The organism is Micromonospora sp. NPDC002389, assembly GCF_040296095.1.
Lineage (GTDB): Bacteria > Actinomycetota > Actinomycetes > Mycobacteriales > Micromonosporaceae > Micromonospora.
The window spans coordinates 63,677-88,054 of the sequence record NZ_JBEOWP010000020.1 but is presented as its reverse complement, the minus strand read 5'-3'; the positions used below and the strand labels follow the sequence as shown (position 1 = coordinate 88,054).

Here is a 24,378-nt window from a genome sequence, read left to right as displayed (position 1 = left end):
AAGCCCGCTACGACCTCCACATCGACGACCTCGCCAACTGGATCGCCACCCGCGGCTACGCCACCACCTCCTGACACCACAACGGCCGGCCCCCGGAACGGGGGCCGGCCGTTGCGCGCAAGGAAGGGCCCCCTACCAACGCCTCGTGCATAGCAGGGGACCCCTCCTAACACCCAGCGCACCGTCGGAGTACCTGCACAGGCATGCACCATCGGCCGGTGCGGCCGCGCGCACGGTGGCGAACGGCGGCGGGCTCAACCGCCCGAGTCGTCCAGCTCGGCGCCCACCGGCACGGTGTCGTCGTCGCGGCTGGCCAGCCAGCCGTCGGGCAGGAACACCTTGCCCGGGGAGTTGGTCCGGCCCCGGGGCTGACCGAGCGTCTCCACCGGGAACGGCACCGTGGGGTCGAGCTTGCCGAGCAGGTCGTCGAGCTGGGCCAGGGTGTCGATCATCGCCAGCGCACGGCGCAGCTCACCGCCGACGGGGAAACCCTTCAGGTACCACGCGACGTGCTTACGGAAGTCGGTGCAGCCGTCCCGCTCACCCCGGGCCGGGTTTCTGGCCCCGGCGGTGAACTGCGCGACCAACAGCTCGGCATGGCGGCGCATGGTCGTCGCCACCTCGCCGAGGTTCGGCAGTCGCCGCTCGGCACGACCGTCGAACGCGGCCTCCAGGTCGGCGAAGAGCCACGGCCGACCGAGGCAGCCACGCCCGATCACCACCCCGTCCACGCCGGTGTGCGCGACCATCCGCAGCGCGTCGTCGGCCTCCCAGATGTCTCCGTTGCCGAGCACCGGCACGTCCAGCGCCTGCTTCAGGGTGGCGATGGCGTCCCAGTCCGCGGTGCCCGAGTACCGCTGCGCGGCCGTACGCCCGTGCAGGGCGACCGCAGCCACTCCGGCGTCCTGCGCGGCGAGGCCCGCCTCGACGTACGTCAGGTGTGTGTCGTCGATGCCCTTGCGCATCTTCACGGTGACCGGCACCCCGGCGGGTGACGCGGCGTCCACCGCGGCCCGCACCAGGCGGGCGAAGAGCCGGCGGCGCCACGGCAGCGCCGCGCCACCGCCCCGGCGGGTGACCTTCGGGACCGGGCAGCCGAAGTTGAGGTCGATGTGGTCGGCGAGGTCCTTCTCGACCACGATCCGCACGGCGGCGGCGGTGGTCTCCGGGTCGGTGCCATAGAGCTGGAGGCTGCGTGGGCTCTCGTCCGCACCGAAGGCGATCATGCGCAGCGTCTTCGGGTTCCGCTCGACCAACGCGACGGTGGTGATCATCTCGCAGACGTAGATGCCGCCGCCCTGCTCGCGGCAGAGCTGGCGGAAGCCGACGTTGGTGATGCCGGCCATCGGCGCCAGCACGACCGGCGGCCACACCTGATGCGGCCCGATGGTCAACGGGCGCAGGACGGGAGCGGTAGTCGGCACGCGCCCAAGTGTAAGGAAGGGTCCCTTCCTAACGCCTCGTGCATAGCAGGGGACCCCTGCTAACGCGACGCATACCACATCGCCAGCGACCCGGCGGGTTTGTCCACAGGCCCGGCGGCTGTCCACAGGCCCGGCCGGGGGCCACCCACGGGACGAGATCACGATCGATGCTGTCCGACATGCGCAGCCTTCCTCCCCACTTCGCCGACCTGGCCGAACATCAGCAGCAGATCGTCAGCCGCGCGCAACTGCTCGCCGCCGGCTTCGACGACATGTATCTCTACCGGCAAACCCGACGCGGCCTGTGGCAGCGGGTGCTGCCCGCCACGTACGCCCTGGTCACCGGCGTCCTGACCGACGAGCAGCGACGGATCTCGGCGGCGCTCTACGCCGGGACGGAAGCGCAGTTGACCGGCCTCGCCGCGCTGATCTGGTACGGCTTCCGGCAGTGCCCGCGCACCGACGCCGTGCAGCTCGTCGTACCGCATCACGCCCGCCGTACGTCCGCCGGCTTCGCGGTGATCTCGCGGGCCCTGACGCTGGACAGCCGGGCCTGCGCCACGCCGTTCTACCCGGTGTGCTCGCCGGCCCGCGCGGTGGTCGACGCGGCGCGCGGGCTGCGGCAACTCCGTCCGGTGCGGGCCGTCGTGGCCGAGGCCGTGCAGCGGGGGTACGCGGACCTCGCCGACCTGGACGAGGAGATCCGTCGTGCCCGACGCAGCCGTACGGCGCTGGTCAGGAAGGCGTTCGCCGAGGTGACACAGGGCGTGCGGTCGGCGCCGGAGGCCGAGCTGCGGAACTGCCTCGCGGCGAGCACGATGCTGCCGGAGATCCTGTGGAATCCCCGACTGCGGGACGCGGCAGGTCGGGCGGTGCCGACGCCCGACGGCTACCTGCCGGAGGCGGCGGTGGCTCTGGAGGTCGACTCGCAGGAGTACCACTTCCGACCCGGCGACTGGGCGCGCACCCTCGACCGGCACAACGAGCTGAGCCGGCTGGGTGTGCTGGTGCTGCACTTCACGCCGGCACAGATCCGCCGCGAGCCGCACCGGGTACGGCGGTCGGTGGAGGAGGCGTACGAGTCCCGGCGCGGGCTCGGTGCCGGCGTCCGGTTACGAGTCGACGTATCGGTGACGCCGACACCGCCGAGCGGCGATCCGCGTGGTTGACGGTGTTAGGAAGGGTCCCCTGCTATGCACCAGGCGTTAACAGGGGACCCTTCCTTTCACTTCAGCAGCACTTCAGCGGCGCTTCGGCAGCGCGCGTCAGCAGCCGGGGAGGTGGTCGATCAGGTAGCGCTCGACCTGGTCCAGCGCGATCCGCTCCTGGGCCATGGTGTCCCGGTTCCGGATGGTCACCGCGTTGTCGTCGAGCGTGTCGAAGTCGACCGTGACGCAGAACGGGGTGCCGATCTCGTCCTGCCGGCGGTAGCGGCGGCCGATCGCCTGCGAGTCGTCGAACTCGACCACCCAACGCTTGCGCAGGTCGGTGGCGAGCTGCTTGGCCTTGGGCGAGAGCGCCTCGTTGCGGGACAGCGGCAGCACCGCCACCTTCACCGGGGCCAGCCGAGGGTCGAAGCGCATCACGGTGCGCTTGTCCACGCCGCCCTTGGTGTTCGGCGCCTCGTCCTCGTCGTACGCCTCCAGCAGGAACGCCAGCACCGCGCGGGTGAGGCCGGCGGCCGGCTCGATCACGTACGGGACCCAGCGCTCCTGCTTGGTCTGGTCGAAGTACGACAGGTCGACGCCGGAGTGCTTGCTGTGCGTGGACAGGTCGAAGTCGGTGCGGTTGGCGATGCCCTCCAACTCGGCGAACTCGGTGCCGCCGAACCGGAACTTGTACTCGATGTCGACGGTGCGCTTGGAGTAGTGCGAGAGCTTCTCCTGCGGGTGCTCGTAGAAGCGCAGGTTCTCCTCGGCCAGACCGAGGTCGATGTACCAGTTCCAGCGCTCCTGCAACCAGTACTCGTGCCACTGCTCGTCGGTGCCGGGCTCGACGAAGAACTCCATCTCCATCTGCTCGAACTCGCGGGTGCGGAAGATGAAGTTGCCCGGGGTGATCTCGTTGCGGAACGACTTGCCCGTCTGCGCGATGCCGAACGGCGGCTTCTTGCGGGCGACGGTCTCGACGTTCTTGTAGTTGACGAAGATGCCCTGGGCGGTCTCCGGCCGCAGGTAGTGCAGGCCCTCGTCGCTCTCCACCGGGCCCAGGTAGGTCTTCATCAGGCCGTTGAACATCCGCGGCTCGGTGAAGGTGCCCTTGTTGCCGCAGTTGGGGCAGTTCAGCTCGGTCAGGGCGGCCAGCGGCTTGCCGTGCTTGGCCTCGTACGCCTCTTCCAGGTGGTCGGCGCGGAACCGCTTGTGGCAGGACTGGCACTCGGTCAGCGGGTCGACGAAGGCGTCCAGGTGACCGGAGGCGGCCCACACGTCGCGCGACAGGATCACCGCGGAGTCCAGACCCACCACGTCGTCACGCTGCTGGACCATGGTCTTCCACCACTGCCGGCGGACGTTCTCCTTGAGCTCCACGCCGAGCGGACCGTAGTCCCACGCCGACCGGGTGCCTCCGTAGATCTCGCTGGAGGGGAAGACGAATCCTCGACGCTTGGCGAGGCTGACGACGGCGTCGATACGGTCGGCTGGCATTTTTCCTCCTACGCCGACTGGCGGTCGGCGGGGACAGTGTGGGATGAATCGAACGGTCCGGGACCACGGTACGACCCCGCCGGTCCTCGGACCCAGCACATTACCTGCGGCCGGTCAGTTGACTCCGCAGACCTCCATGCCACCGGTCTGTTGGTCCTGCTGGAGCACGACCTGCTGGCGCTCCTGGCCGCCGCCGCTGAAGGTCACGTCCACCGGCACGGTCAGCGTGGTGGTGTCCACCTGGCCGACCCGGTAGGAGGAGATCTGCGGTTCGGCCGCGGCCCGGCGCTCGAACTCCTGCCGCGACTCGCGCCGCCGGGCGTCCTCGCAGAGCTGGTCGTAGGCCCGGCCGAACTCGCCGTCGGCCAGCGCCCGGTAGTAGTCGCCGGAGACGGTGCGTCCCTGCTCGTCGATCGCCTGCACCCCGCTGACCAGCAGGCCGACCACGGCCGTACCGCCGCCACCGCAGCACAGCACCAGGGCCAGCGCTCCGGCGCCGAGGCCGAGCCAGAGCCGGGTACGGCCGCCCTCGGTCGGTGGGGCCGCGAACGGCGGGGCCACGCCCGGCCCGGCGGGCGGTGCCGGTGTGCCGGGGTCCGATCCGGCGGGAGGCGGCGGGAGGCCGGGGCCACCGCCGGACGGGGGCGGGATGCCGGGAGCACCGGTGGGCGGGGGCGGCACGCCGGGGCCGCCGGTGGGCGGCACGCCGGACGGGGCCGATGGCCGGCCGGGATCGCCCGGGGCCTGAGGTCCCTGCTGGCCGGGCAGCGGCTGGTGCGGTGGTGGGGCTGCCGGTCCGGGAGCGGTCATGGGAGCCAGCGTAGTGCCCGGCGGCTCACCGGTAAGGACCCGCAGCACGATCGCTGTCGACCACCACCACGTCCCCACCGGGCGCCGCGGTCGCCAACGGCTCGTACGCGGACGGCTCGTCGATGCTCTCGGCGAGCAGCGGGACGGCGGTGATCTTGACGTCGAAACCGCCCAACGCCCGGCGGTAGGTGCCCACCGACTCCCACTCCGTCACCAGGCACCAGTGACGTGGGTCGTCCAACGCCCGGACGAGTTGTCCCCGCAGGTAGCCGGGCCGGGCGGCGAGCGCGGCGAGGGCCGCGTGTGCCCGTCCGGCGAAGTCCTCGGCGGCGTCTTCCTCGACCACGAACCGGTTGGTCACCAGCACCGGCTCCCCCTCCTCGTAGAGTCTGTGGGATGCAGCGTACGCAGCGCGGGATCCACGAGCGGTTGGCCCGGGCCAACCCCACGACGGTGTTCCTGATCACCCTGTTCCTGATGCTGGTCGCGTTCTTCGTCCCGGGGGTGGTCGGCGGGCTGTTGACCTTGACGATCGCCGCCGCGCTGGCCGCGCTGCTGGTGACGACCTGGCAGGTGCAGACCCCGCCCACGCGGGTTATCCGGCTGCTGGCACTCACCCTGCTGGTCACCGTCGGCCTGGTGAAGCTGCTCTGACATGCACTCATGCGTTTTTGACAATCATTGTCGTTGTCGCGGAGAGTCGGTGTCATGACCTACCGCACCGCTCCGCGCGCTCTGGCCACCGCCACGGCCGCCCTGCTCGCCCTGGGTGGCGTCACCGCCTGCTCGACCGAGGACAGCCCGGCCGGTGCCGACCCGAATCGGATCGACGTGGTGGCCGGCTTCTACCCGTTGCAGTTCCTCGCCGAGCAGATCGGCGGCGACGCGGTGGCGGTGACGAACCTGGCCCGCCCCGGTGCCGAGCCGCACGACCTGGAGCTGAACCCGGGGCAGGTCGGCCAGATCAGCGAGGCGGAGCTGATCATCTTCCTGCACGGCTTCCAGCCTGCGGTGGACGAGGCGATCGACCAGAACGGCGGTGACCGCGCCTTCGACGTGGCGACCGTGGAGCCGCTGCTCGACGCCGCCGCCGGCGGCCACACCCACAGCCACGGCGACGACGACCACGGTCACGAGGACGACGACCACGGTCACGACCACGACGAGAAGAAGCCGGCCGACGAGGCCGAGCACGCCGAGGAGACCTCGGACGGCGCCAAGGACCCGCACGTCTGGCTGGACCCGACCCGACTGGCCACCATCGGCGACAAGCTGGCCGAGCGCCTCGGCACCGTCGACCCGGACCGGTCCGGCGAGTACACCCAGCGGGCGACCACCCTGCGTACCGAGCTGGAGAAGCTGGACACCGAGTTCAGCGAGGGGCTGAGGACCTGCCAGCGGCGGGAGATCGTGGTCAGCCACACCGCGTTCGGGTACCTCGCACAGAAGTACAAGCTGGAGCAGATCGGCATCACCGGGCTCTCCCCGGAGGACGAGCCGTCGCCGCAGCGGCTGGCCGCGGTCACCGAGGAGGCACGGGAGCACGGCGCCACCACGATTTTCTTCGAGACCCTGGTCAGCCCGAAGGTCGCCGAGACCATCGCCAAGGAGGTCGGCGCCCAGACCGCGGTGCTCGATCCGATCGAGGGTCTGTCCGCCGACAACGGCGGGGACTACCTTTCGGTGATGCGCACCAACCTGCAGACCTTGAGGACGGCGTTGAGCTGCTCGTGACACCTGACGTCATCTCCGTGGAGCACGGGGTGGTCGGCTACGACGGCCGCCCCGTGCTCCGCGACGTATCCCTGACCGTGACCACCGGCGAGGTGGTCGCGGTCCTCGGCGCCAACGGCTCCGGCAAGTCCACCCTGATCCGCGCCGTGCTCGGGCTCGTCCCGCTCACCGCCGGCTCGGTCACCCTCTTCGGTCACCGGGTACGCCGGTTCCGACAGTGGCAGCGGCTCGGCTACGTACCCCAGCGGCTCGGCGCGGGCAGCGGCGTACCGGCCACCGTGGCCGAGGTGGTCGCCTCCGGCCGGCTGGCCCGCCGGGGCATCCTGCGTCCACCCGGACGGGCCGACCGGGAGGCGGTGGCGGAGGCGCTGCGCGCCGTGGGCCTGGCCGACCGGGCGAAGGACCCGGTGGCCACGCTCTCCGGCGGCCAGCAGCAACGCACTTTGATCGCCCGGGCCCTGGCCGGACGCCCGGAGCTGCTGGTGCTCGACGAACCGACGGCAGGAGTGGACGCGGCCAGCCAGGAGGCGTTCGCCGGGGCCCTGCGCGGCTTCGTCGACGACGGCGGCACGGTCCTGCTCGTCGCGCACGAGCTGGGCCCGCTCCGGCCGCTGATCAGCCGCGCGATCGTCGTACACCAGGGGCAGATCGCGCACGACGGCGCGGTCCCGGACCCGGCCGGGCACCACGCGGAGCCGGACCACGACCACGTGCATCCGCACGGTCCCGAGGAGCCCGCCGGCATGTGGAGCACAAGGTGAGTCTCTTCCAGTACGAATTCATGCTGCGCGCCCTGATCGGCGCGCTGATCATCGGGCTGGCCGCCCCGGCGCTCGGCATCTACCTGGTGCAGCGGCGACTCGCGCTGATCGGCGACGGCATCGGGCACGTGGCGCTCACCGGCGTCGGTGCCGGCCTGCTGTTCCAGACCTCTCCGGTGATCATGGCGGTGATCGCGGCCACCATCGGGGCGATCGCCATCGAGCTGATCCGCGAACGCGGCCGCACCTCCGGTGACCTGGCGCTGGCCCTGCTGTTCTACGGCGGCATCGCCGGTGGCGTGGTCCTGGTGGGGCTCTCCGACAGCACCAGTGCCAACCTCAACGCGTACCTCTTCGGTGCGTTGACCACGACCTCCCGCGAGGACCTGGTCACCATCGCGGTGCTCGGCGTGGCGGTGCTGGCGGCGATGCTGGCGCTGCGGCCCGCGCTGTTCGCGGTCTGCCACGACGAGGAGTACGCCCGAGTCTCCGGGCTGCCGGTACGCGCGCTGAACCTGCTGCTGGCGATCACCACCGCGATCACCGTCACGATCGCCATGCGGGCCGTCGGCGTCCTGCTGATCAGCGCGTTGATGGTCGTCCCGGTGGCCACCGCCCAGCAGGTCACCCGGGGGTTCCGCAGCACCATGACGGCGGCCATGGCACTGGGCCTGTTCGCCGCCGGTGCGGGCATCTGGATGGCGGCGCTCGCCGACACCGCGCCGGGCGCCTCGGTGGTGGTCCTCGCGATCGCCTCGTTCGTGGTGGTCACCCTGCTGGCCGCCGCCTGGCGCCGGCTCCGCCGCTCCCGACCGCAGCCCACGCCCGATCCGGAACCACACGAGGTGGTGCTCAGCCGGTCCTGATCACGGGTTCCGCTTCGGTATTGGTTACCGTTGCAGGGTGACCAGCGGATCCGGCTATGACGCCTTCGAGGGTGCCAGCGAGCTCCTGCGCGCCCTCTCGGCGCCGATCCGGCTCGCCATCGTCAGCGAGCTGGCCGACGGCGAGCGCTGCGTGCACGAGCTGGTGGATAAACTCGGCGTCGCGCAACCGTTGGTCTCCCAGCACCTGCGGGTGCTGCGCGGGGCCGGCGTCGTACGCGGCTCGCGGCGGGGCCGGGAGATCGCGTACGCCCTGGTCGACGAGCATGTCGCGCACATCGTCGCCGACGCGGTCAGCCATGCCGGGGAGGAATCATGAGCGAGCCACGCGAGCGAATCATCAGGCACAGCACAAATGCCGGCACGCAGCGAAGCGGAGTGACGGCATGAGCGACAGTGCGGTGGTCCGGAACACCCGCCAGCGGTCGGCGGTGAGCGCGTTGCTGGCCGAGCTGGAGGGCTTCCACAGCGCCCAGGACCTGCACGCGATGCTGCGTGATCGCGGCGAGCGGGTCGGGTTGACCACGGTCTACCGGACGTTGCAGGGTCTGGCCGACGCGGGCGAGATCGACGTGATGCGCCCGCCCGGCGGCGAGCACCTCTACCGCAGGTGCAGCGAGGGGCATCATCACCATCTGGTCTGCCGGGCCTGCGGTCGTACGGTCGAGGTGGCCGGGCCGACGGTGGAGAACTGGGCCGACCGGGTGGCGGCTCAGCACGGCTTCACCGACGTCAGCCACACCCTGGAGATCTTCGGCACCTGCCCGGACTGCGCCCGCTGATCCCGCGCACTCCCAGGATCGGGCGTCCGTGGGAGTGCCCGCCGCGCCCGAGCGTGGCACGCTGTCCGGCGTGAAGATCTACGCTGATCGTTTCCCGACCGCGCTGCGCCAGTTCCTCACCGATCTGCTCGTCGTCGCCTGGGTGTACGCGGCGATCCGTGGTGCGCTCTGGCTGCACGACCTGGTGCAGAAGCTGGCCGTACCCGGGCAGAAGCTGGAGGGGGCCGGTGGTGGGCTGGCCGACAACCTGGCCGACGCGGGCGGCAAGGTCGGCCGGGTGCCGTTGGTGGGCGACGAGCTGACCGGCCCGTTCGAGCGGGCGGCCGGGGCGGCCCGTTCGCTCGCCGAGGCCGGGCGTGACCAGCAGGAGTTGGTCGACCAGTTGGCGCTGGCGCTGGCCGTCGGGCTGCTCATCGTCCCGCTGGGGCTGGTGCTGTTCGGCTGGCTGCCGCTGCGGGTGCGCTGGATGCGGCGAGCCGCTTCGGCGGCGGCCCTGGCTGCCGCGCCCGCCGGCCGGGACCTGCTGGCCCTGCGCGCCCTGGCCGGTCAGCCGCTGCGCAAGCTCACCCGGATCTCCCCGGACGTCGCCGAGGCGTGGCGGCGCGGCGACGACACCACCGTCAACGCCCTGGCCGCCCTAGAACTCCGCCGCCTAGGCCTCCACGACCCCCACCGCTAACCCACCCCACCCCACCCACCCCCACCCCACCCACCCACCGCCCCACCCCACCCACCGCCCCACCGGGTTGATCAAGAAGTTTTCGCCGCCCAAACCAACATGCCGTGACTAAAACTCCTTGATCAACCGCGTGGAGGCGACACGTCGCCGGACCTGACCGGCCCGAGCGGCTCAGCCTGGGGAGAGCCCGCTCGGGTCCTCCTCGTCGTCGATGTCGTCGTCGCCCCAGTTGCGGCGGCTGAACGGCAGGATCACCCAGAACGTGAGGAACCACAGGCCGGTGACCGCACTGAGCAGGAAGGCGATCGGCCGGGCGAGCACGAAGTCGGTGATCAGCAGCACCGAGCTGACCATCGCGACCAGCATGAAGGCGAGACCGGCGGTGGCCATCTTGTGGGCGAACTGCACCAGCTCCGGCTTGCGGCCCTGGCGGAACAACGCCCGGTGGAACGCCACCGGCGAGATGATCATCGCGGTGGCGCCGGCCGCCGCGATCAGCGCGACGACGTAGACGTCCCGCTGGAATTCTGTGGTACGGGTGAAGCCGTTGCTGAACGGCAGGGTGAGCAGGAAGGCGAAGAGGATCTGTACGCCGGTCTGTGCGACCCGCAACTCCTGAAGCAGGTCAGCGAAGTTCCGCTGCCACCGCTGCTTCTCGGTCTCCTTGGACACCGCGAACCTCCGAGGGAACACGCTCCACCCGGTCGGAACCCCCGACCGGCGGAACGCAGATGCCCCGCCGTGCACCACCCGAAACCGACTCAGGAACCGCGCCGGATCCGCCCTGCGTAACGGGCCTCCAGAGCGTCGTTGTGCGCGTCGCCACCGGCGATGTTGGCCGACAGATAGACCGGCGGCTGCTCGTCGGCGGCCAGCAGCCGGGCCACCACCTCGACCACGATCTGCTGGGCCAGCAACGCCGCCGTGATCGAGGAGACCGCGCCCACCGCACCGCCGGACGGCAGCGGCAGGGTCGCGTCCCCGTACGGGGCACCGTTGTCCAGCACCACGTCGGCGAAGTCGGCGAGCTTGCGCCCGGACGGATGGCGGGACTCCATCCGGGCCGAGTGCTGGGCCGAGGTGATCGCCACCAACGGATGACCTCGCGCCACGACCAGCGAGGCGAACTCCACCATCGCCCCGTTCACTCCCGAGTTCGAGGCGAGCACGAAGACGTCACGCGGGCCGGTCGGGGCGAGGTCGTAGAGCCGGTGCGCGACCGACGGGTCCCGCTCCAGTTTCGGGCCCAGCACGTCGGCCGGCTCCCCACCGTGCAGCACCAGGTCCCGCAGGGCGATCCGGTTGGTCGGCACCAACCCACCGGCCCGGCCGGCGATCTCCATCGCCAGGGCCTCCGAGTGACCGGTGCCGAAGGCGTGCACCACCCCGTCGGCGCGGATCGCCTCGGCGATCAGGTCGGCCGCCCGGCCCACCTGCTCCCGCTGGCTGGCCGCCACCCGGGTCATCGTCGCGGTCACCTCGGCCAGGTAGCCCTCGGCACTCACCGTCATGCTCTCTCCCGCCTCCCTCGGATCGCCGCCGCCGACGACCCCACCCAGCTTCCCGCACGACCCGGCCGTCTTGCCGGTCGGTCCGGACGGTCCGGACGGTCCGAGGCCGACGCGGCGCTCCCGCTACGACGCCGGCAGATGTCAGGCGGTCGGGCGGGCGCGGGACAGGATCGCCTCGGCCAGCGGCATCGGCGCCTCGTCCGGGATCCAGTGGCTGACGCCGGGCAGCTCGACGAGGCGGTAGTCGCCGCTCACGTGTGCGGCGCAGGCTTCGGCGGCGGTCCGTCCGATGGCGACGTCGCGGTCGCTCCAGACGAAGGTGGTCGGCACCGACACCGGGCCGATCGCCGCCAGCTCGGAGCGGGACATCGCCCGGTACCAGTTCAGCGCCGCGGTGAGCGCGCCCGGCTCGCGCAGCGGATCGGCGTACGCGGCAACCCGGGCGTCGTCGCCGACGTCGCGCAACAGCCGCCGCAACCCGAGCGCGTCGAGGGCCAGCAGCGTCTTCTCGGCCACGCCCGCCTTTCGGAACAGCAGCATGTACGCCGAGCGCGCCTTCTGCTGAGGGTCGTGCGACAGCGCGTGCGCCATGGCGGCCGGGTGCGGCACGGAGACCGCGGTGAGCGTACGCACCCGGTCGGGGTGGCCGGCGGCGAGCGCCCAGGCGACGATGGCACCCCAGTCGTGGCCGACCACGTGCGCCCGCGTCACGCCGAGCGCGTCGAGCACCGCCACCGCGTCGGCGACCAACTCCCCCAGCCGGTACGCCGCCACCTCGCTCGGCCGCGCCTGCGGCGAGTAGCCCCGCTGGTCCAGCGCGTACGTGCGCAGGCCCGCCCCGTGCAGGACGGGCGTCACCGCGTGCCACTCGCAGGAGTTCTGCGGGAAGCCGTGCAGCAGCAGCACCGGCTCACCCGACTCGGGGCCACCGGGGTGGATCTCGAACCGCAGACCTCGGGCGTCGACGTGCATGCCCGGAACGCTACTCGTACTGGCGCTTGGGTACCGGCACCTGCCGCCACGACTCGATCTCCAGGTACGGGATCTCGGCGTCGTTGACCGGGTCCCGGCCGACCCGGTCGCTGTAGCGGCCGACCACCTCGACCCAACTGTCGTTGGGCAGCCCGACCGGCACGTCACCGGTGAGCCCGAGTTTGATCGGTCGCCCGTCGGCGGCGCAGCAGGAGAGCACCATCCGGGCCAGGATCGGCTCGCCACCGGCGCCGGTGGCCAGGAACCCGGTGAGGACCACCCGCCGGTCGCCGATCGAGGCGCCCCGGTCGAACAGCGCCCGGGAGGCGTAGTCGAGCACGCTCACCTGCACCGGATCGCCCTCGGGCAGCGGCGGGTAGTCGGACTCCCGAGGGGCGTTCAGCGCGGTGCCGGCCTGCCCCGCCGCGTACGACCCGAGGGCCGGTGGGGCCACCAGCAGCAGTCCGAGCACAGGCAGGATGAGCAGCCAACCGACCCGGGGTTCGTGGTGGCCGTGGCCGTCGTGCTCGTCGTGGTCGGCCGTCACCGGGGCGGCACCGCTCGCCGGAGGAGTGGACCCGCCGCCGGTCGGGGCCGTCGCGCGGGGCACGGAGGGCCGCAGTTCGTACCAGAGGGTCATCACCGCGGCGACCACCAGCAGCAGACCGGCGGCGATCAGGAAGGGACGCAGGCCCTCCTTGACGTAGCGCAGATAGAGGTCGGTGACGCTGGCCCGGATCACCGCCCCGCCGAGCAGCAGCAGGATCACCGCTTGTGCCTGTCGGTTCACAGCAGCACCATCCCGACTCCGGTGGCCACCAGCAGGGCGACCGCGAACGTGGCCGGCGCGAACCGGAAGGCGAACCGCCGGCCGAAGACACCGGCCTGCATCGAGATCAGCTTGAGGTCGACCATCGGCCCCACCACCAGGAAGACCAGTCGGGACGTGAGGGAGAACTGCGACAGCGAGGCCGCGACGAAGGCGTCCGCTTCGGAACACAGCGAGAGCAGGACGGCGAGCAGCGCCAGCGCCAGGATCGACAGCCAGGCGTTGTCGGCCAGGGTCTGGAGCCAGCGCTCCGGCACCAGCACGTTGATGCTGGCGGCGGCCATCGCGCCGAGCACCAGGAAGCCGCCGGCGTGGGTGACGTCGTGCCGGACGGCGGCCCAGAAGGCCCGGCTCCGCCGGGGGTCGTCCAACTCCGGGCGGCGCGGCATCTTGATCCACTCGGTCCGACCGAGCCGCAGCCAGAGCCAGCCCATGATCATTGCCACGACCAGGCTGGCGACCCCCCGGGCGAGGACCATCTCGGGATTGTTGGGGAAGGCTACGGCGGTGGCGACCAGCACGATCGGGTTGACCGCCGGTGCGGCCAGCAGGAAGGCCAGCGCCGCCGCCGGGGTGACGCCCCGGCGGATCAGCGACCCCGCGATCGGCACCGACCCGCACTCGCAGCCCGGCAGCACCACGCCGGCCGCGCTGGCCGCCGGCACCGCCAGCGCCGGGTGCCGGGGCAGCGCCTTGGCCCAGAACGACCGGGGTACGAAGACCGCGATCACGGCGGAGAGCAGGATGCCGAAGACCAGGAACGGCACCGCCTGCACCATGATCGAGACGAACACGGTGGTCCACGTCTGGATGCGGGGATCGTCCAGCGTCCCGGCCAGCGGGTCACGGAAGATGATCAGCAGGACCAGCAGGCCCGCCAGGATCTCCACCGAGCCGATCCGGTCGCCGAGCCAGCGCCGGGGCGGCTCGCCGCCGCCAGGTCGGGCCGGACGTTCCTCGGTGGCCACGCCCGTCGGACGACCCGCCGGTTCACCGGCCGGCGCGGCATGGTCCGTATCTGTGCTCACCCTGTCGCCTCTCGGCCCTCGTGGATCGGCGGCCTGAGATTACCGTCCGGAGCCGATGACGTCGATGGATGTCACGAAACCGGGCGGGTTCCCGCACGCGCCGACCACCGCCGGAACACCCGTCGTCGGCACCCGGCATGACCTGCGTAGATCACATTGTCCGTCGATCTTCGAAGGTGTTAGCGTCGGCGGGACAACACCACCTCCGACAGGGGAGCGCACAGCGCTGAGAGTGCGGGTCCGCCCGCAGACCCTCCGTACCTGATCTGGGTAATGCCAGCGCAGGGAGTTCGGTCCACCTCCAGCCCGCCACGGCCCGGCCACGCCGGACGCGGCGTGCGTCTTGCCTGGTTCGACACTGGACTGGGAGCACTCATGAGCCAACCGACCACCACTCGATGGCGCACCGTCGACATCGTCGTGGCCGCGGTGATCGCCGTCGGCTTCGGTGTCATCTTCTGGGCCTGGGGCCTGCTCTGGCGGGCGGTCGACCCGGCCTTCGCCTTCTTCCCGGCCAGCCAGGCCGTCATGTACGGCGTCTGGCTGGTGCCGGCGGTGCTCGGCGGGTTGATCATCCGTAAGCCGGGTGCCGCGCTGTTCTGCGAGGCGGTCGCGGCGACCGTCTCCGCGCTGCTGGGCTCCGAGTGGGGCGGCATCACCATCGTCCAGGGCCTGATCCAGGGCCTCGGCGCGGAACTGGCCTTCGCCGCCTTCCGGTACCGCTCGTTCCGGCTGCCGACGGCGCTGCTCGCCGGTGCGCTGACCGGCCTGGGCGCCGCCCTGTTCGACTTCTTCGCCTGGAACGCCGCTTACGAGCTGGGCACCTACCGCATCCCGTACGCGCTGCTCACCGTGCTCAGTGCCACCGTGGTCGCCGGTGCCGGCGGCTACGCGCTCACCAAGGCGCTCGCCGGCACCGGCGTCCTGGACCGCTTCCCCGCCGGCCGCGAACGGAACCTGGTCTGACCTCGCCCGGTGGAGCCGGTCCGGCCGGCTCCACCGGGCCATCGACGGGTCGGGGACGAGGAGCGGGGGTAGCAGGTGGGCGAGGTGCGGCTGCGCGGCTTCGGCTGGCGGCACGCCGGGCGACGCGCCTGGGCGGTACGCGGCGTGGACCTGCGGGTACGCCGAGGCGAACGGGTACTGCTGCTCGGGCCCTCCGGCGCCGGCAAGAGCACCCTGCTCGCCGCGCTGGCCGGGCTGCTGCCGGAGGACTCCGGTGAGCAGGAGGGCACCATCGAGATCGACGGTCGGCCACCGGCCGAGGCCCGCGAGCGGGTCGGCATCGTCTTCCAGGATCCGCAGTCGCAACTCGTCATGGCCCGCAGCGGCGACGACGTCGCGTTCGGGTTGGAGAACCGGGGCGTACCCGCCGGGCAGATCTGGCCCCGGGTGGACGAGGCGCTGCGTCGGGTCGGCTTCCCGTACCCCCGGGACCGCCCCACCGCAGCGCTCTCCGGCGGCGAACAGCAGCGGCTCGCCCTGGCCGGAGTGCTCGCGCTCCGCCCCGACCTGCTGCTGCTCGACGAGCCCACCGCCAACCTCGACCCGGCCGGGGCCGACCTGGTCCGCGCCGCCGTGGGCCGCGCGGTCGACGACGACACCACCCTGATCCTGGTCGAGCACCGGGTGGCCGACGCCCTGCCGCTGGTCGACCGGGTGGTGGTGCTCGACGCCGGTGGCGGCGTCCGCGTCGACGGCCCACCGGAGACCGTCTTCGCCACGCACGGCGACGCCCTCGCCGCCGACGGCGTCTGGGTGCCCGGCCGCCGGATCCCGACCCGCCGGGCCACCACCGGCCCCGGCGAGGTGTTGCTCACCGCCGACCGGCTCGGCCAACCACCCCGGCTGGCCGCCACCGACCTGGCGGTACGCGCCGGTGCGGCCATCGCCGTGCTCGGCCCCAACGGCGTCGGCAAGTCCACCCTCGCGGTGCTGCTCGGCGGGCTGCTCAAGCCGGGCAGCGGGCGGCTGGTGGCCGGCGTCGACCTGGCCGGGGCCGACGCCGGCACCCCACCGCACCGGTGGCGGGCACCCGCGCTGGCGCGCCGGATCGGCTCGGTGTTCCAGGACCCGGAGCACCAGTTCGTCACCGGCACCGTCTACGACGAGCTGGCGCTCGGGCCCCGACGTACCGGCGCCACCGAGGCGGAGGTGCGCCGACGCGTCGACGAGCTGCTGCACCGACTGCGGTTGGATCGGCTGGCCGGGGCGAACCCGTACACCCTCTCCGGTGGCGAGGCGCGGCGGCTGAGCGTGGCGACCGCCCTGGCCACCGCGCCCCGGCTGGTGATCTGCGACGAGCCCACCTTCGGCCAGGACCGACGCACCTGGCGGGAGCTGGTGGACCTGTTCGCGGAGCTACGCGACGACGGCCACGCCCTGGTGACGGTCACCCACGACGCCGAGTTCGTCGCCGCGCTCGCCGACCGGACGCTGACGCTGACGCCCGCACCGGCTCACGGTGCCCCGCCGTCCCCGACCCCGGCCGCACAGCCCACCGCCGCACGGTCCACCGCCGCGCAGCCCACCGACGCGTGGTCCCCGACCGCGCGGTCCGAGGCCGCACCCTCTCCGGAACCACCACCGGCGTCTCCCCCGGTGGAGTTCCGATGATCGACTTGGAACCGGTCGCCCGGCCGGACGCGCCGCTGGCCCGGCGTAATCCGGTGGCCAAGCTGGCGGCGGCGCTGCTGTTCGCGTTCCCGCTGCTGGCGACGCTGGACCCGGTCGCACCGGCGATCGCGATCGCGGTCGAGTTGGCGGTCCTACCGCTGTTCGGCGTGCGCTACCGGGTGCTGTTCCGTCGGGTGTGGCCGTTGCTGGTCGCCGCCGTGGGCGTCCTGGTCACGCTGGTGCTCTTCGCCGCGGACCGCTCGGGCCGGGTACTGCTCGACGCCGGACCGGTCGTGGTCACCTCGACGGTGCTGCTCACCGCGCTCGGCCTGGTGCTGCGCCTGTTCGCGGTGGCCCTGCCCGGCGTGATCGTCTTCGCCACCACCGATCCCACCGACCTTGCCGACGCGCTGGTGCAGAACGCCCGCGCACCGGCCCGCTTCGCGATCGGTGCGCTGGCGGCGTTCCGGCTGCTGCCGCTGCTCGGCCAGGAGTGGCAGATGATCGTCATGGCCCGGCGCGCACGCGGGGTGGAGGCGGGACGCAACCCGGTGGCAAAGCTGCGACTCTTCGTCTCCACCGCGTTCACGCTGCTGGTCGGCGCGATCCGCCGGGGCACCCGGCTGGCGGTCGCGATGGACGCGCGCGGCTTCGACGCCGGGGTACCGCGTACCGTCGCCCGCCGGCAACATTTCGGTGCCGCCGACTGGCTGCTGGTCGTCGTCGCGACGGCGTTGGCCGTCACCGCGTTGGGCGTCAGCGTCGCGCTCGGCACCTTCCGGCCGCTGATCGGCTGAACCCTGCGACCGTGGTGGGTAGATCTGTTGTCGTTCCAGCGACAACAGATCTACCCACCTGCCGTTCACACGGGACACACCGGTCGATCAGCCACGCCCATGCCGGGCGGGAAGAACACAGCCGACGTCCGGTGGTGCCGTAGGGCCGGTCAGCCAGCCTGCGCGGCAAACCACCGGCCCGGCTGGGCGAGATACCGCCGGTCAGCCACCCTGCGCGGCAAACCACCGGCCACGCTGTGCGGCATACCGCCGGCCAGGCGCACCGGGCCGGTCAGCTCCGCCGGAAGGCGTACTGCCGAGCCGCACCGGCACGCTGCGGACGGCCGGAGCCATACCCCTTGCCGCGACGGGTCACCGTCGGGCCGGTCGTCCGCGCGACTTGCGCTCGCGGCACCTCACGGTCTTCGGAGCGATCCGGCATGGACGGATCAAGCGGATCGCTCAGTGGAGCGAGCCCCGCCGGGGAGTGCAGCGCGGCCAGCGCTGCCGGGGCGTCGAGCCCCGACGGCACGGCGAACCCGCCGGGCTGCGCCGGGAACTCCCGGCCGATCGGCGGAGTGAGCGCGTCGGTCGACGCGTCGAGGTCGGGCGGCGTCACCTCGGACACCCGGGCGGCACTACGGGACTTCTTCGGTTTACGGCTGGCAGGCATCGGAGCCTCCTCGCTGGCGGTGTCGGTGCGTACGCCACGCCACCGCCGTCGGTGGGGACCGCCGGTCGGCGGTCGGGCGGGATCAGCGGAAGGTCGCTCCGGAGCGGCCACGGAGAACGTCGCGACAACGGCGACGAGGAGGACGGCGGACACCCGGGAGCGACGGGTCCACGGCCACAGGGGCGGTGGACCGGCTCGATGGAGCGGGTGTCAGTAGCGCATGCCCGCACGCTATCCGGCCGGTACGAGGAACGCATCCGAATTATCGACGCCCCCGGTGGCGTGCGCTACGCGACCACCTGATGACCAGCGGTGGGGGGACGGCGCGGTCCCGGGGCCGGCCGCGATACCGTCGCAGCACTACAGGTAGACGGCGGAAGGTGGCGACGAGGATGGCGGATCGGGCTACGGCGCAGATCGGTGTGACCGGGCTGGCGGTGATGGGCCGGAACCTGGCCCGGAACCTGGCTCGCAACGGGTTCACCGTGGCGTTGCACAACCGCTCGCCGGAACGGACCCGGTCGCTGGTGGCCGAGCACGGCGACGAGGGCACGTTCGTTCCGACGGAGTCCCTGGCGGACTTCGTCGCCGCGCTGGAGCGCCCCCGTGCGGTGATCATCATGGTCAAGGCGGGCGGTCCCACCGACGCGGTGATCGACGAGTTGGTGCCGCTGCTCGAAGAGGGCGACATCATCATCGACTGCGGCAACGCGCACTTCGCCGACACCCGCCGCCGGGAGGAGGCGCTGCGGGCCAAGGGCCTGCACTTCGTCGGCACCGGCGTCTCCGGCGGCGAGGAGGGCGCCCTCTGGGGGCCGAGCATCATGCCGGGCGGGTCGGCCGAGTCGTACCGCAAACTCGGGCCGATCTTCGAGAAGATCGCCGCGCAGGTCGACGGCGAGTCCTGCTGCGAGCACGTGGGGCCGGACGGCGCCGGGCACTTCGTGAAGATGGTCCACAACGGCATCGAGTACGCCGACATGCAGCTCATCGCCGAGGCGTACGACCTGCTGCGGGCCGGTCTGGGCGCGACCCCGTCGGAGCTCGCGGAGATCTTCCGGGAGTGGAACTCCGGTGAGCTGGAGTCCTTCCTGATCGAGATCACCGCCGACGTGCTGGCGCACACCGACGCCGCCACCGGCGAGGCGTTCGTGGACGTGGTGCAGGACCGGGCCGAGCAGAAGGGCACCGGCCGGTGGACCGTCCAGATCGCCCTGGACCTGGGCATCCCGATCACCGGCATCGCCGAGGCGACGTTCGCCCGGTCGCTCTCCGGCCACGTCGACCAGCGCGAGGCGGCGGTGCGGGCGTTCCCGGACTCCGGGGAGAAGTGGCAGGTCGCCGACCGCGAGGCCTTCATCGAGGACGTACGCCGGGCGCTGCTCGCCTCTAAGATCGTGGCGTACGCGCAGGGCTTCGACCAGATCCGTGCGGGCAGCGCCGAGTACGACTGGAACATCGACCTCGGCGGCACGGCGAAGATCTGGCGGGGCGGCTGCATCATCCGGGCCCGCTTCCTGGACCGGATCAAGCAGGCCTACGACGAGCAGCCGGAGCTGCCCACGCTGCTGGTGGCACCGTGGTTCGCGGACACCGTGCGCGACGGTGTGCCGAGCTGGCGGCGGGTGGTGGCCGAGGCGGCCCGGGTCGGCGTGCCGGCACCCGCGTTCGCCTCGTCGCTGGCCTACTTCGACGCGCTGCGCGCGCAGCGTCTCCCGGCCGCGCTCATCCAGGGCCTGCGGGACAACTTCGGGGCGCACACCTACCGCCGGGTCGACCGCGACGGTTCCTTCCACACCCTGTGGGCCACCCCGGACCGCGCCGAGACCCCGGCCTGACCCCTTCTCGCCGTCTTCGGTGTTAGGAAGGGTCCCCTGCTATGCACCAGGCGTTAGCAGGGGACCCCTCCTTACAAACTCAGAAGAAGCGGCGACGCCGGGCCTTCTGCGGGCGGATCAGGTCCGCTCCCTGCGTGAGCAGGCGACTGGCCCGGGACGGGCCCCGCCGGGATTCCATCGAGTGGCTGAGCCGGCGGGCACCGGCGGCCGCCAACGGAACCGCAACGGCCATCACCGCCCACTGGGCGACACGCTTGCGCATCATGTGGGTTCACCTCCGTCAGTGGCTGCTGACGACACTGATACCCAGTCCGACCGATCGCTAAGCGTCACACGGTCGGGGCCACCGGGTTGGGCAGCGCACCGCCGAAGCGGCGGTCCCGCTGGGCGTACAGCTCGCAGGCGTACCACAGGTGGCGGCGGTCGAAGTCGGGCCAGAGCGTGTCCAGGAAGACCAGCTCCGCGTACGCGCTCTGCCAGAGCATGAAGTTCGACGTGCGCTGCTCGCCGGAGGGGCGCAGGAACAGGTCCACCTCGGGCACCTCGGGGTGGTAAAGATAACGCTCGATGGTCTTCTCGTTGACCTTGCCCGGGTCCAGCCGGCCGGCGGCCACGTCCCGGGCGATCGCGGCGGCCGCGTCGGCGATCTCCGCCTGCCCGCCGTAGTTGACGCAGAACTGGAGCGTCAGCGTCGAGTTCTCCCGGGACATCTCCTCGGCGGTCTGCAACTCGGAGATGACGCTCTTCCACAGCCGTCCGGCCCGGCCCGACCAGACCACCCGTACCCCGAGCTCGACGAGCTGGTCCCGGCGGCGGCGGATGACGTCCCGGTTGAAGCCCATCAGGAAGCGCACCTCGTCCGGCGAGCGCCGCCAGTTCTCGGTGGAGAAGGCGTACGCCGACAGGTAGGGGATGCCCAGCTCGATGGCGCCCTCGACGGTGTCGAAGAGGGAGAACTCCCCCGCCTCGTGGCCCTTGGTGCGGGGCAGCCCGCGCTCCTTGGCCCAGCGGCCGTTGCCGTCCATCACCACGGCGACGTGCCGGGGCACCGCCTCCGACGGCAGCGCCGGAGGTCGGGCGCCCGACGGGTGCGGCGTCGGCGGCACCGGCGCGCGCCGGCCGGCCCTGGTGGATCGGATCACTCGGCTCTCCCTGCTCGACTCCATCGACGCCCGGTCGGGCGTCAGCCCTCGCCGGCCGGCTCGCGCGGCGGGGCCGCCCCGGCGCGTCCGCCACCGGGTCGGACCGTGCCGGCGGCCGGGCCGCCCCGGTCCACCAGCGGCAGCGAGCGTAGCGCGCGCTCCAGGTGCCACTGCAGGTGCGCCGCGACCAGGCCGCTGCACTCCCGGCGTACGCCGTTCTCGGTGGCGTCGGCGACCCGCCAGTCACCGGTGGTCAGGGCGGACATCAGGTCGATGGTGGCCGGGGCCGGATGGGACGCGCCGGGCGGGCGGCAGTCCGGGCAGACCGCGCCACCGGCGGGTACGGAGAACGCCCGGTGCTGCCCCGGGGTGCCGCAGACCGCACAGGCGGTCAGCGCCGGTGCCCAACCGGCCAGCGCCATGCCGCGCAGCAGGTACGCGTCGAGCACCAGCGTCGTCGCGTGGCTGCCCTCGGCCAGTGCCTTCAGCGCGCCCAGGGTGAGCTGGAACAGCCGCAGCGACGGCTCCCGCTCCACCGGGGTGAGGCGTTCGGCGGTCTCGGCGATGGCGCTGGCCGCCGTGTAGCGGGGGTAGTCACCGAGGAACCGCTTGCCGTACAGGTCGATCCCCTCGACCTGGCTGACGCTGTGCAGCGAACTGCCCAGCTCGCCCTTGGGGTCACCGGCGAGTTGCAGGTCGACGTGGCCGAAGGGTTCCAGCCGGGCGCCGAACTTCGAGGTGGTGCGGCGTACCCCCCGGGCGACCGCGCGCAGCCGGCCGTGCCGCCGGGTGAGCAGGGTGATGATCCGGTCCGACTCGCCGAGTTTCTGCACACGCAGCACCACCGCGTCGTCGCGGTAGAGCTGTCGGCGGTACCCGGCCATCGCGTCATTCTCCCTCCCCGCTCCCTCCCCGCCGGAGTGCGGGTCTGCACCCGGGTCGGATCTCAGGGTCCGCTCGGGGTAGGCGGGCCGTCTTACCCCGATGTGCGCCGGGCGGCACCGGACGTAGCGTGCTCGACATGGCTCTGCACCCGACCACCCCGGCGCGCCGGACCGCCACCCCACACCCGGCCGCCACCACCCGCCGGATCGCCTCCTCCCGCCGAGGTAGCACCGCCCGCCGGGGATTTGTGGCGGCGGTCGCGGCCACCGCCCTGATCGTCCTCGCCGGGTGTGACAACCTCTCCTTCGGCCGGCTGGACTTCGACAACACCGAGTCCACCCGGATCACCGCGATCCGGCTCCTGCCCGGCGCCGGTGACGTGGTGGTCCGCGCTGACGGCGGGGTGGACGGTGTCCGCATCAAGCGCGTGGTGCGCTACCAGGGCAACCAGCCACGCACGTCGTACGAGATCACCGGCACGGAACTGGTGCTGGACACCTCCTGCGGCAACCGGTGCAGCGTCTCCTACGAGGTCACCACCGGCGAGGGGGTCAGTGTGCGGGGCGAGACCGGCTCCGGCGAGGTCGACCTGAGCCGGGTCGGCACGGTGGAGGTCACCGTCGGCTCCGGCGACGTCCGGGTGGCCGGCGCCGCCGGCCCGGTCCGGGTGGAGACCGGCTCCGGCAACATCGAGGTGTACGACGTGACCGAGCCGGTGGTGCTACGCAGCGGGTCCGGCAACATCACCGCGAACCGGCTCGGTGGCGAGGTGGACGCGGAGGCCCGGTCCGGCAACGTCACCGTGGAGCTGAACCGACCCGCCTCCGCCCGCGCGCACGCGTCCAGCGGTCACGTCGAGCTGACCGTGCCGGCCGGCGCCTACCAGGTGTTCTCGACGGTCGGCTCGGGCTCGGCCGACCTCGGCGTACCGCACGACCCCACCGCGAAGCTCGTGCTCGACGTCGCGACCGGTAGCGGCGACCTCGCCGTCACGTCCCGCTGACGTCGCCGCTGCGCCCTCGCTGCCCCGGGACGGACTCCTCCCGCCGCTGGGCGGCCCGACCGGCGGCGCGGCCGACGCCGACCGGCTCCTCCCCGCCGGTCCGGCCGCCATCGGCCGGCACTTCCCCGCCGGATCCCGGACGGCCGCCATCGGTCGGCAGGTCCCCACCGGGTCCGGGGCGCCCGCGATCGATCCGCAGCATCTCGCCACCGGGTCCCGGACGCCCGTCCGGGGTCGGTTCGCCCACCGGCCGACGCGGTGCGGCCTGCGGGCGGGCCGACGACGGACGCCCACCGGGGATCAGCTCCGGCGGGCGCTGCGCCGCCACGTCCTCGACCCAGCCGAACGCGGCGGTCACCACGCCCACCAGGGCGAAGACCAACACCACCCGGATGGCCTGACCCAGCAGGTTCTGGTGCGACCAGCCGACCACGTCCACCAGTGGCGTGAGCGCGACCACGAAGGCCATGTGCCAGAGATAGACGGTCAGCGCCCGCCGGTTCAGCACGGTGACCGCACGCCCGATCAGCTCGTTGCGGTCCACCCAGGCGGCGCCCGACGGCGCCCGGCCGAGCGCCACCAGGATGAACGCTGCCGACCAGAGGGCGTTGCCGAGCGGGATGTCGTTCAGGTCGTAACCACGCGGGCCGGGATTGGCGAGGATCCAGGCGCCGCCGGTCGCTGCGAGCGTCAGGACGACCGGCACCAGCACCCGGTTCGTCATCCGGCGCAGCATGCCCGCCTGGTGGGCGAAGCCCAGCAGCCACGCGCCGAAGTAGAGGCCGAACTCACGCAGCACGCCGTGCGGGTTCTGATAGATGCCGAACTCGATGGAGATCAGCAGGATGTAGGGGGCGAGCAGGGTGGGCAGCGGGAACCGCCGGAACAGCCAGATGGCGATCGGCGAGGCGAGCACGAACCAGAGGTAGTCCCGCAGGTACCAGATCGGGCTCAGCGCCAGCGCACCCCAGTAGTTCGCCGGCGGATCGACGACCGGGAACAGCCAGAACAACACCTTGGGGGTCAGCGGCAGCCCGGTGAGCAGCATCGCCGGTACGAAGATGGCGGCGACCACCCAGAGCGACGGAAGCAGTCGCCGCAGCCGCCGCCCCACCGCCGACGGGCCGACCCGGTACAGCGTGGCGGCCATCAGTGACCCGGCCATCGCGAACATCACCGACATCGCCGGGAACAGCACGGTCAGCGACGCCCAGCCGGTGACGTGGTATACGACGACCCGCACGATGGCCAGTGCACGCAACAGGTCAAGGTAACGGTTTCGCATCAGCCTGTATCTATGTCCGGGGGCAGAGGCATACCCTCCCTACCCTCCGATGCGCGCCACGGAAACGACCAACTACCCAGCGGTATAGTGAAACTTCCCAT

General features: G+C 72.2%; 27 protein-coding genes and 1 riboswitch. Of the genes, 13 read left to right on the top strand and 14 right to left on the bottom strand.

Annotated elements, in window-relative coordinates; genetic code table 11:
* Positions 1–254 precede the first annotated feature (254 nt).
* Entirely contained in the window at positions 255–1,424 is a 1,170-nt protein-coding gene (dusB, locus tag ABT008_RS27680; protein WP_350699818.1) for a tRNA dihydrouridine synthase DusB, read from the bottom strand.
* A gap of 179 nt (positions 1,425–1,603) precedes the next feature.
* Between dusB and ABT008_RS27675 the strand changes: the two genes are divergently transcribed.
* Positions 1,604–2,593 carry a type IV toxin-antitoxin system AbiEi family antitoxin domain-containing protein gene (locus tag ABT008_RS27675; RefSeq protein WP_350699816.1) on the top strand — a complete coding sequence of 330 codons (990 nt, stop codon included), beginning with the start codon at positions 1,604–1,606 and terminating at the stop codon, positions 2,591–2,593.
* 96 nt (positions 2,594–2,689) lie between these two features.
* Here ABT008_RS27675 and ABT008_RS27670 read toward each other — a convergent pair whose 3' ends face one another.
* The 3 genes from ABT008_RS27670 to ABT008_RS27660 all read right to left on the bottom strand — a co-directional run bounded on the left by ABT008_RS27670 (position 2,690) and on the right by ABT008_RS27660 (position 5,246).
* Complete coding sequence (locus tag ABT008_RS27670) at positions 2,690–4,069, bottom strand: glycine--tRNA ligase (protein ID WP_350699814.1); 1,380 nt, start codon at positions 4,067–4,069, stop codon at positions 2,690–2,692.
* A gap of 114 nt (positions 4,070–4,183) precedes the next feature.
* Positions 4,184–4,630, bottom strand: coding sequence for an Rv0361 family membrane protein (locus tag ABT008_RS27665; protein ID WP_350699831.1), 447 nt, complete (start codon positions 4,628–4,630; stop codon positions 4,184–4,186).
* Positions 4,631–4,904: 274 nt separating this feature from the next.
* Positions 4,905–5,246: an antibiotic biosynthesis monooxygenase family protein gene (locus tag ABT008_RS27660; protein WP_350699812.1), complete on the bottom strand. Its 342-nt coding sequence runs from the start codon at positions 5,244–5,246 to the stop codon at positions 4,905–4,907.
* Positions 5,247–5,275: 29 nt separating this feature from the next.
* Here ABT008_RS27660 and ABT008_RS27655 point away from each other — a divergent pair, with 29 nt between their 5' ends.
* The 7 genes from ABT008_RS27655 (at position 5,276) to ABT008_RS27625 (ending at position 9,719) form a co-directional block, all read left to right on the top strand.
* Positions 5,276–5,533 carry a hypothetical protein gene (locus ABT008_RS27655; RefSeq protein ID WP_350699811.1) on the top strand — a complete coding sequence of 86 codons (258 nt, stop codon included), beginning with the start codon at positions 5,276–5,278 and terminating at the stop codon, positions 5,531–5,533.
* Between the two features lie 54 nt (positions 5,534–5,587).
* Positions 5,588–6,613 (top strand): metal ABC transporter substrate-binding protein, encoded by a 1,026-nt coding sequence (locus tag ABT008_RS27650; protein ID WP_350699810.1) that lies wholly within the window; start codon positions 5,588–5,590, stop codon positions 6,611–6,613.
* Positions 6,610–7,374, top strand: coding sequence for a metal ABC transporter ATP-binding protein (locus tag ABT008_RS27645; protein ID WP_350699808.1), 765 nt, complete (start codon positions 6,610–6,612; stop codon positions 7,372–7,374). Before ABT008_RS27650 ends, ABT008_RS27645 begins: the two co-directional genes overlap by 4 nt.
* The gene (locus tag ABT008_RS27640) at positions 7,371–8,240 is read left to right on the top strand and encodes a metal ABC transporter permease (protein WP_350699806.1); all 870 of its coding nucleotides are present in this window, start codon (positions 7,371–7,373) and stop codon (positions 8,238–8,240) included. Before ABT008_RS27645 ends, ABT008_RS27640 begins: the two co-directional genes overlap by 4 nt.
* A 37-nt stretch (positions 8,241–8,277) precedes the next feature.
* Positions 8,278–8,577: an ArsR/SmtB family transcription factor gene (locus tag ABT008_RS27635; protein WP_350699805.1), complete on the top strand. Its 300-nt coding sequence runs from the start codon at positions 8,278–8,280 to the stop codon at positions 8,575–8,577.
* A gap of 67 nt (positions 8,578–8,644) precedes the next feature.
* Positions 8,645–9,040, top strand: a complete 396-nt coding sequence (locus tag ABT008_RS27630) for a Fur family transcriptional regulator (RefSeq protein WP_350699803.1) — start codon at positions 8,645–8,647, stop codon at positions 9,038–9,040.
* 70 nt (positions 9,041–9,110) lie between these two features.
* Complete coding sequence (locus ABT008_RS27625; protein ID WP_350699802.1) at positions 9,111–9,719, top strand: hypothetical protein; 609 nt, start codon at positions 9,111–9,113, stop codon at positions 9,717–9,719.
* Between the two features lie 171 nt (positions 9,720–9,890).
* Here the strand turns inward: ABT008_RS27625 and ABT008_RS27620 are convergent, their stop codons facing one another.
* The 5 genes from ABT008_RS27620 to ABT008_RS27600 all read right to left on the bottom strand — a co-directional run bounded on the left by ABT008_RS27620 (position 9,891) and on the right by ABT008_RS27600 (position 14,059).
* A complete protein-coding gene (locus tag ABT008_RS27620; protein WP_350699800.1) occupies positions 9,891–10,391 on the bottom strand; it encodes a DUF6328 family protein in 501 nt (166 codons plus the stop codon).
* An 89-nt stretch (positions 10,392–10,480) separates the two neighbouring features.
* Positions 10,481–11,230, bottom strand: coding sequence for a sugar isomerase domain-containing protein (locus tag ABT008_RS27615; RefSeq protein ID WP_350699798.1), 750 nt, complete (start codon positions 11,228–11,230; stop codon positions 10,481–10,483).
* A 141-nt stretch (positions 11,231–11,371) separates the two neighbouring features.
* Complete coding sequence (locus ABT008_RS27610; protein WP_350699796.1) at positions 11,372–12,202, bottom strand: alpha/beta fold hydrolase; 831 nt, start codon at positions 12,200–12,202, stop codon at positions 11,372–11,374.
* A gap of 10 nt (positions 12,203–12,212) precedes the next feature.
* Complete coding sequence (locus ABT008_RS27605; protein WP_350699794.1) at positions 12,213–12,992, bottom strand: TIGR03943 family putative permease subunit; 780 nt, start codon at positions 12,990–12,992, stop codon at positions 12,213–12,215.
* On the bottom strand, positions 12,989–14,059 hold the full coding sequence (locus tag ABT008_RS27600) for a permease (protein WP_502890511.1): 1,071 nt from the start codon (positions 14,057–14,059) through the stop codon (positions 12,989–12,991). Before ABT008_RS27600 ends, ABT008_RS27605 begins: the two co-directional genes overlap by 4 nt.
* A 200-nt stretch (positions 14,060–14,259) precedes the next feature.
* Positions 14,260–14,365, top strand: a riboswitch (TPP riboswitch).
* 69 nt (positions 14,366–14,434) lie between these two features.
* Here ABT008_RS27600 and ABT008_RS27595 point away from each other — a divergent pair.
* The 3 genes from ABT008_RS27595 to ABT008_RS27585 all read left to right on the top strand — a co-directional run bounded on the left by ABT008_RS27595 (position 14,435) and on the right by ABT008_RS27585 (position 17,472).
* Positions 14,435–15,025, top strand: coding sequence for an ECF transporter S component (locus ABT008_RS27595; protein WP_350699793.1), 591 nt, complete (start codon positions 14,435–14,437; stop codon positions 15,023–15,025).
* A gap of 75 nt (positions 15,026–15,100) precedes the next feature.
* Entirely contained in the window at positions 15,101–16,675 is a 1,575-nt protein-coding gene (locus ABT008_RS27590) for an ABC transporter ATP-binding protein (RefSeq protein WP_350699791.1), read from the top strand.
* Positions 16,672–17,472 (top strand): energy-coupling factor transporter transmembrane component T family protein, encoded by an 801-nt coding sequence (locus ABT008_RS27585; RefSeq protein ID WP_350699789.1) that lies wholly within the window; start codon positions 16,672–16,674, stop codon positions 17,470–17,472. The genes ABT008_RS27590 and ABT008_RS27585 overlap by 4 nt, the downstream gene beginning before the upstream one ends.
* 271 nt (positions 17,473–17,743) lie before the next feature.
* Here the strand turns inward: ABT008_RS27585 and ABT008_RS27580 are convergent, their stop codons facing one another.
* The gene (locus ABT008_RS27580; RefSeq protein ID WP_350699787.1) at positions 17,744–18,124 is read right to left on the bottom strand and encodes a hypothetical protein; all 381 of its coding nucleotides are present in this window, start codon (positions 18,122–18,124) and stop codon (positions 17,744–17,746) included.
* A gap of 392 nt (positions 18,125–18,516) precedes the next feature.
* Here ABT008_RS27580 and gnd point away from each other — a divergent pair, with 392 nt between their 5' ends.
* Positions 18,517–19,962 carry an NADP-dependent phosphogluconate dehydrogenase gene (gnd, locus tag ABT008_RS27575; RefSeq protein ID WP_350699785.1) on the top strand — a complete coding sequence of 482 codons (1,446 nt, stop codon included), beginning with the start codon at positions 18,517–18,519 and terminating at the stop codon, positions 19,960–19,962.
* Positions 19,963–20,041: 79 nt separating this feature from the next.
* Here the strand turns inward: gnd and ABT008_RS27570 are convergent, their stop codons facing one another.
* The 3 genes from ABT008_RS27570 to recO all read right to left on the bottom strand — a co-directional run bounded on the left by ABT008_RS27570 (position 20,042) and on the right by recO (position 21,988).
* A complete protein-coding gene (locus ABT008_RS27570; RefSeq protein ID WP_176095300.1) occupies positions 20,042–20,227 on the bottom strand; it encodes a hypothetical protein in 186 nt (61 codons plus the stop codon).
* 64 nt (positions 20,228–20,291) lie between these two features.
* Positions 20,292–21,128: an isoprenyl transferase gene (locus ABT008_RS27565; RefSeq protein WP_350699783.1), complete on the bottom strand. Its 837-nt coding sequence runs from the start codon at positions 21,126–21,128 to the stop codon at positions 20,292–20,294.
* Between the two features lie 17 nt (positions 21,129–21,145).
* The gene (gene recO, locus ABT008_RS27560; RefSeq protein ID WP_350699782.1) at positions 21,146–21,988 is read right to left on the bottom strand and encodes a DNA repair protein RecO; all 843 of its coding nucleotides are present in this window, start codon (positions 21,986–21,988) and stop codon (positions 21,146–21,148) included.
* 137 nt (positions 21,989–22,125) lie between these two features.
* Here recO and ABT008_RS27555 point away from each other — a divergent pair, with 137 nt between their 5' ends.
* The gene (locus ABT008_RS27555; RefSeq protein ID WP_350699780.1) at positions 22,126–22,992 is read left to right on the top strand and encodes a DUF4097 family beta strand repeat-containing protein; all 867 of its coding nucleotides are present in this window, start codon (positions 22,126–22,128) and stop codon (positions 22,990–22,992) included.
* Here ABT008_RS27555 and ABT008_RS27550 read toward each other — a convergent pair.
* Positions 22,979–24,277: an acyltransferase family protein gene (locus ABT008_RS27550; RefSeq protein ID WP_350699778.1), complete on the bottom strand. Its 1,299-nt coding sequence runs from the start codon at positions 24,275–24,277 to the stop codon at positions 22,979–22,981. The two genes, ABT008_RS27555 and ABT008_RS27550, sit on opposite strands and share 14 nt — an antisense overlap.
* Positions 24,278–24,378 lie beyond the last annotated feature (101 nt).

Bases quoted from the DNA above. Each gene is read 5' to 3' on its own strand.
- ABT008_RS27585 (WP_350699789.1), top strand. From the start codon at position 16,672: ATGATCGACTTGGAACCGGTCGCCCGGCCGGACGCGCCGCTGGCCCGG.
- recO (WP_350699782.1), bottom strand. From the start codon at position 21,988: ATGGCCGGGTACCGCCGACAGCTCTACCGCGACGACGCGGTGGTGCTG.
- ABT008_RS27580 (WP_350699787.1), bottom strand. From the start codon at position 18,124: ATGCCTGCCAGCCGTAAACCGAAGAAGTCCCGTAGTGCCGCCCGGGTG.
- ABT008_RS27675 (WP_350699816.1), top strand. From the start codon at position 1,604: ATGCGCAGCCTTCCTCCCCACTTCGCCGACCTGGCCGAACATCAGCAG.
- ABT008_RS27670 (WP_350699814.1), bottom strand. From the start codon at position 4,069: ATGCCAGCCGACCGTATCGACGCCGTCGTCAGCCTCGCCAAGCGTCGA.
- ABT008_RS27615 (WP_350699798.1), bottom strand. From the start codon at position 11,230: ATGACGGTGAGTGCCGAGGGCTACCTGGCCGAGGTGACCGCGACGATG.
- ABT008_RS27650 (WP_350699810.1), top strand. From the start codon at position 5,588: ATGACCTACCGCACCGCTCCGCGCGCTCTGGCCACCGCCACGGCCGCC.
- ABT008_RS27610 (WP_350699796.1), bottom strand. From the start codon at position 12,202: ATGCACGTCGACGCCCGAGGTCTGCGGTTCGAGATCCACCCCGGTGGC.
- ABT008_RS27565 (WP_350699783.1), bottom strand. From the start codon at position 21,128: ATGGAGTCGAGCAGGGAGAGCCGAGTGATCCGATCCACCAGGGCCGGC.
- ABT008_RS27595 (WP_350699793.1), top strand. From the start codon at position 14,435: ATGAGCCAACCGACCACCACTCGATGGCGCACCGTCGACATCGTCGTG.
- ABT008_RS27655 (WP_350699811.1), top strand. From the start codon at position 5,276: ATGCAGCGTACGCAGCGCGGGATCCACGAGCGGTTGGCCCGGGCCAAC.
- ABT008_RS27555 (WP_350699780.1), top strand. From the start codon at position 22,126: ATGGCTCTGCACCCGACCACCCCGGCGCGCCGGACCGCCACCCCACAC.
- gnd (WP_350699785.1), top strand. From the start codon at position 18,517: ATGGCGGATCGGGCTACGGCGCAGATCGGTGTGACCGGGCTGGCGGTG.
- ABT008_RS27570 (WP_176095300.1), bottom strand. From the start codon at position 20,227: ATGATGCGCAAGCGTGTCGCCCAGTGGGCGGTGATGGCCGTTGCGGTT.
- ABT008_RS27630 (WP_350699803.1), top strand. From the start codon at position 8,645: ATGAGCGACAGTGCGGTGGTCCGGAACACCCGCCAGCGGTCGGCGGTG.
- ABT008_RS27550 (WP_350699778.1), bottom strand. From the start codon at position 24,277: ATGCGAAACCGTTACCTTGACCTGTTGCGTGCACTGGCCATCGTGCGG.